The sequence below is a fragment of the Acetivibrio mesophilus genome, assembly GCF_004102745.1.
GTDB classification, from domain to species: Bacteria; Bacillota; Clostridia; order Acetivibrionales; family Acetivibrionaceae; genus Hungateiclostridium; species Hungateiclostridium mesophilum.
In genome coordinates, this window is record NZ_RLII01000059.1 from 1 (window position 1) to 4738 (window position 4738).

Annotated in this window: 4 protein-coding genes and 1 pseudogene; all 5 read right to left on the bottom strand. The window is 41.3% G+C overall.

Annotated features, from left to right (window positions below; all coding sequences use genetic code 11):
• On the bottom strand, nucleotides 1–556 hold a 556-nt coding region (locus EFD62_RS17010; RefSeq protein ID WP_128706561.1), incomplete at its 3' end, for a phage major capsid protein.
• Nucleotides 557–871: 315 nt separating this feature from the next.
• Nucleotides 872–3121: a phage/plasmid primase, P4 family gene (locus tag EFD62_RS17015; protein WP_128706562.1), complete on the bottom strand. Its 2250-nt coding sequence runs from the start codon at nucleotides 3119–3121 to the stop codon at nucleotides 872–874.
• Between the two features lie 135 nt (nucleotides 3122–3256).
• Nucleotides 3257–3397 (bottom strand): hypothetical protein, encoded by a 141-nt coding sequence (locus tag EFD62_RS17585; protein WP_155522925.1) that lies wholly within the window; start codon nucleotides 3395–3397, stop codon nucleotides 3257–3259.
• Nucleotides 3387–3777: pseudogene (locus EFD62_RS17020) on the bottom strand (hypothetical protein). The gene EFD62_RS17585 and the pseudogene EFD62_RS17020 overlap by 11 nt, the downstream one beginning before the upstream one ends.
• Before the next feature lie 167 nt (nucleotides 3778–3944).
• Entirely contained in the window at nucleotides 3945–4286 is a 342-nt protein-coding gene (locus EFD62_RS17025) for a hypothetical protein (RefSeq protein ID WP_128706563.1), read from the bottom strand.
• Between the last annotated feature and the right edge of the window lie 452 nt (nucleotides 4287–4738).

The following is a 4738-nucleotide window of genomic DNA, read 5'->3' on the forward strand; positions in this document are numbered from 1 at the left end:
CACCATCGAAGGCTGGTACTTTCTTTGTTTCACTTCCCATTGCCCATACTGTTGCTCTGGGACGGATGATTTCATTCTCCAGGGATTTATCCATCAGGAAGGCTCCGTATTCCTCCGGAACGGAATAGCCGCCAAACTCGGGTATTCCTTCCACCATACTGGTATTTATCAGCCTGTTGTCGGCTCTTCCCGAGTGAAGTGTTTTCAGGAATTCATCCATGGAATGAAAACCGTTGTTGTTGAGTTTTACTGTTTCATTGCCATAGAACATCCCTCTGAATGATTTTGATACGGCTTTTGTTACAGGAGTTTTTGATTCTTCAATAGGAGATACAGCTTTTTGTGGTGTAATTAGAATTGGCTCAGAGGTTCTGATATTTAATAATTCCTCGTTAATGCTTTCATTAATGCTCTTTATTTTGTCTGTGTAGCGATTAAACTGTCTCTCCTGTTCCTTAGTCAAACTTCCACCTGCTTTTTCAGCTTCCTTCAAAATGGCTTCTGCTTTTTCCACCAATTGCTTTTTCTCATGTACCAAATCTGCTATAAATCTCATGTTTAAACCTCCATTTTCATAATTGCTTTTTGTTAATATGGTTTGGGGTTAATACCCCGTTTGAATCTGCATTTTTTTACGCGGTGCTGCCAGCCCGTTGTCTTTATGCTTTGCTGTAGAGATATGACCTCCCCCTACCCCTCAAGTCCACTGTTCTTAATGCTTTCACACAATTCACCTCCTTTAATGTTTAAATATTTATTCTTATATTGTTATGGGTTTAGAGTTGTGATGTGTTTTTGTAAAAGTCTATATAGAAAATTAATATATAAAAGTTACTGAAATTTCCATCACAACCCACCATCTCACCACACACTATTTGAGAAAATCAATTTCTTCAAAGTCCTGCTTGGCATTTTCATATGGCTTTGTGAGTTCAATGTTGAGGTAAACCACCCCAGTCCTGCAGTTCCGTTTGTTAAGGTAGCGGTTCATATCTCTTCCAAACTTTGTATTGCTGAGAACATACTCACCATTTTCACTACACCAGTGGGTGTAAACCTTGTACAAATCCAATGCCCCGACACTGCTGTTATTCTTGGGCTTTGTGCAATCATCCAAGAATTTCTGCATTATGTCCATTTCGCATCGGTAGTCCGTTGTAGCCAATTTCATTGTTTCCGGCATTTCCAAGCCCTCTTTCTGCCACAGCTTTAATCCCTCCAATGCCCAGTTCAATATTCCATCTATCTCTTTTTCACGAAGGAAGTCCTTCAAATGAGGGTCACGCTTCTCTGGGGGAAAATATACTGTGAAGGGTAGCAGCTTAACTCTGCTCCAGATACCCTCGTCATTGCCGGATATCTGGGGTTTGTAATTTGTATTAATCCAAAGCTTAAACTCGGGGCGGTATTCAAACTCTTTTCCATAAAGGAATCTAGCTGTAACCATGTCACCCCCTGTAAGCTGCTTAATAAGGCTTTCATTGAGCCTTGAGTTTTTCTGTGGTTCTGCTGCATTAACAACTCTCGCACCTTTGAGCCTTGCAATATCGGGATTGGCACCGCTGCCGGATACATTTTTGAGCATTAGGCTGTCTACCTGTGCAGTTTTGGCATATGAACCTAAAAGATGTATTAATGTTTCTGCAAATGTTCCCTTGCCATTTCGCCCAGTACCATAGAGGATAAACAGACATTCCTCGCCTGTATTCCCTGTTAGGGAATATCCGACCGCCTTTTGCATGTATTTCATAAGGTCTGCATTGCCATCGGTGACTTTATCAAGGTAATCCAGCCATCTTGGGCATTTAGCACTTGGATTGTAACTGGCATTGCTGATTTGAGTTATCATATAGTCGGGATTGTGTGGATAAAGCTTGTCTGATTTCAAATCAAGGACTCCATTTTGAAGGTTCAACAGCCACACATCCTTGTCAAAGTCTGCCGGAATAACAGGTATACCCTCCAAGTGCTTTGCTCCCTCAATCATTGCTTTTCTGCCCGCAATAGAGCGAGTCTTTGCTGCATGCTTCAGAAGTTTGTCTCTCTTGTCTTGGTCTGTAAGCTTTATAGCCTCTGTATACATGGCTTCAACGGTATTATCCGCAAGACGGTTGATTGCTCCTGTCTCATCCTCCAGCCAAACTTTACCGTCCCAGCAGTACCAATTATTTTTAATATAACTGAAACGGATGCTGTTACCACACATGGCTACAAGCCTTCTGGCATTACCCATATCATCAAGGGTGAATTCCTGCTGTTTGCAATACTGCTCATCATCCCCGGCAGCAGTGGAGGTCAAGCCTTGCATCGCTTTCACAGCGGTTCTTTGGAGATAGTCAGACCGTTCCAGCTTGGTTGTGTGCTTGTCATCCTTTCCTGCTACATAGGGGGATTTGATAAAGGCTTCAATGGCTGCATCTATATTGCCGGAGCACCAGTATAGCAGCTTACCCATCAACGCAAGGTCTGCTTCACTCTCACTGGTGCATTTCTCACTCTGGTATTCTCCGTTCCAGAGAGCCCTGAACACAGCATCCTTGGCAAGTCCTATGGAAAGGTAGTCCTTATTTGGCTCAGTAGCAGCATTATTATTTACAATGTTTACCACAAAATTTTTCGATTTGGAATCGGAGAAATATTTATTGAATATCTGCTTCACTTGCTCTGTACGTTCATTTATAGGATTCAAAGCACCATAGACATTTCCCGTCATGGTGAAGTACCTCTTTGCTTTGTACATCTCAATGAAGCCTTTTTTCCTGCCATCTACTGGGATATCACCCTTGACGAAGATATGCAGCCCTTTACCACTGGGAGAGTATTCTGTGTAGCTGCCCAGCATTGCCACAATTTCAGCAGCTTCGGTGGACACAGTGCCATCCTCTGCAATCACTTTATCAAGGTCAATGCCCACAATACCGTTATTATTGAATTCAAAGCCGATACCTTCATATGAGCCATTCTCACAAGCCTTTACTACATCCTCAAACCTTGCCCACGTATCCGGCCGTCCTGCCTTTGCAGGTGCTCCTGTAATTGGATTGAAAGGTATTTTATTTCTATGGCATACCCACTGTGGTAATTGCTTCAGTTCCTCTGGGATGTTTTCATATTGGTTCATTTCTTTTCTCACCTCACTTCGCTTGCCGGGAAAATAAATAGAGCCCGACAAATAGTTTTTTAGACTATCTGCCAGGCTCTATAGGTGAGTCCAACTTCGCTCCCTTTGTGGCTCTGTGCCAGATCTATTCACTTTTCACCCCGCCTTTTTCTCCAGCTTTACTTCAAAGACTTTCCTGCATTCCGGGCATTTGATTTCGACATCTGCATAATCGGCATCAAATACTCTGTGATTGCAATGGGGGCAGCGGACTGTGTACTGTTTCTTACTCACCATCCCTCACCTCCGGTTTCTTAGGCTTCATGAGGCTTGCCATCTTCATCATCACAGGCTCTAAAATCTCTCCAACCATGTAATGAACCATTGGTGAGTAATTCTCCTTTGTTTCGTCAAACAACTTGGATAGAAGGTCGTAGAGATTTTTTATGTCCTCGTCTGTGGCATCTGCTGTACTGATTTCAATGAAAATCTTTGGTACCATCACGCTTCGCGATATGGTCGCTCACATATTTCTCCAGAGCGTATCTTGCTATGCTTGATGTAGTAACGCTTGCCTCCGGCATTTGTGCTTGAAGCTCACCAATAATCGCATCCAATTCATCCGACTGCCTTTTTGTAAGCCTTACCCGTAACATACTATCCTTTTCTGTAGACATTATTGCACCTCCTGTGTTTCTTGTCGGTCTTATTGTATCACATTGTATCACAATTTGTCAAGTATGGATAAAAAGAAAACCCGACTTGCCGTTATATTGGCTTGCCGGGTGGACATACTCAATATCAATCATATATATCACTCAAACACATATCCCAATATTTATACTTAGCTTAAATCTAATGTTATCCATCCAGCAGAAATGATATCATTTCGCAGCTTGCAAAAAGCCTTTTCAGCGTCGGGATACTCATCACACTCAATAAACTCAAATCTTGTAAAAGGTTTAGTAAAAAACTCAATAAACCGAGGCCTTGCACAAATATCCCTCTGACCAACACATTTACTGCGTTTTCTAAGCTCAATAACTCTCTCTTCACTTAAATTTTCGCTTCTTTTCCTATATTGTATCCAGTTTTCGTTACATTGCTTAAAATCAACATATCCCTGAGAACCACTATCATCAATATAACTTATACCTTCACTGGTAACACTTTTTATTATTTTCACTCACAAAACCTCCTTAATCACCCCAGAATTGTTCTTCATTTATGTACGGTTTCCATTGCACTTGAGACCAATCATCCATACCAATAGGCCCTTGTCCTTCGACGACTTGTATCTTAACTGGAATACCTGTTTGTTGGCTTGCAACATACCTGTGATGACCTTCTATTATATACTGCCCTTTTCCAGGAACGTTAACAACTTTAATTGGTTCAACTGCTTCACCTGCTTTTAACTTTTCTGCATAGAAGTTAACCCTTTCTTGATTAACAAACTCTTGGGTTGGTTTAATAGTATTATGGTTTGAGCCTATAATATTAGTACTACGCGTTCCCTCACTACAAGGACTATAACTATTATATAATTCCTGTTACCATATCTCAATCAAAAAAGAATTATCTTCCAACCCTCGGTTTCCAGAATATAAAATCAGTTCTTGTCATCAGTCTTTTCAT

What these genes read in the sequence shown, in the direction of transcription:
- EFD62_RS17015 (WP_128706562.1), bottom strand. Translation starts at nt 3,121, where the DNA reads ATGAACCAATATGAAAACATCCCAGAGGAACTGAAGCAATTACCACAG.
- EFD62_RS17585 (WP_155522925.1), bottom strand. Translation starts at nt 3,397, where the DNA reads ATGGTGAGTAAGAAACAGTACACAGTCCGCTGCCCCCATTGCAATCAC.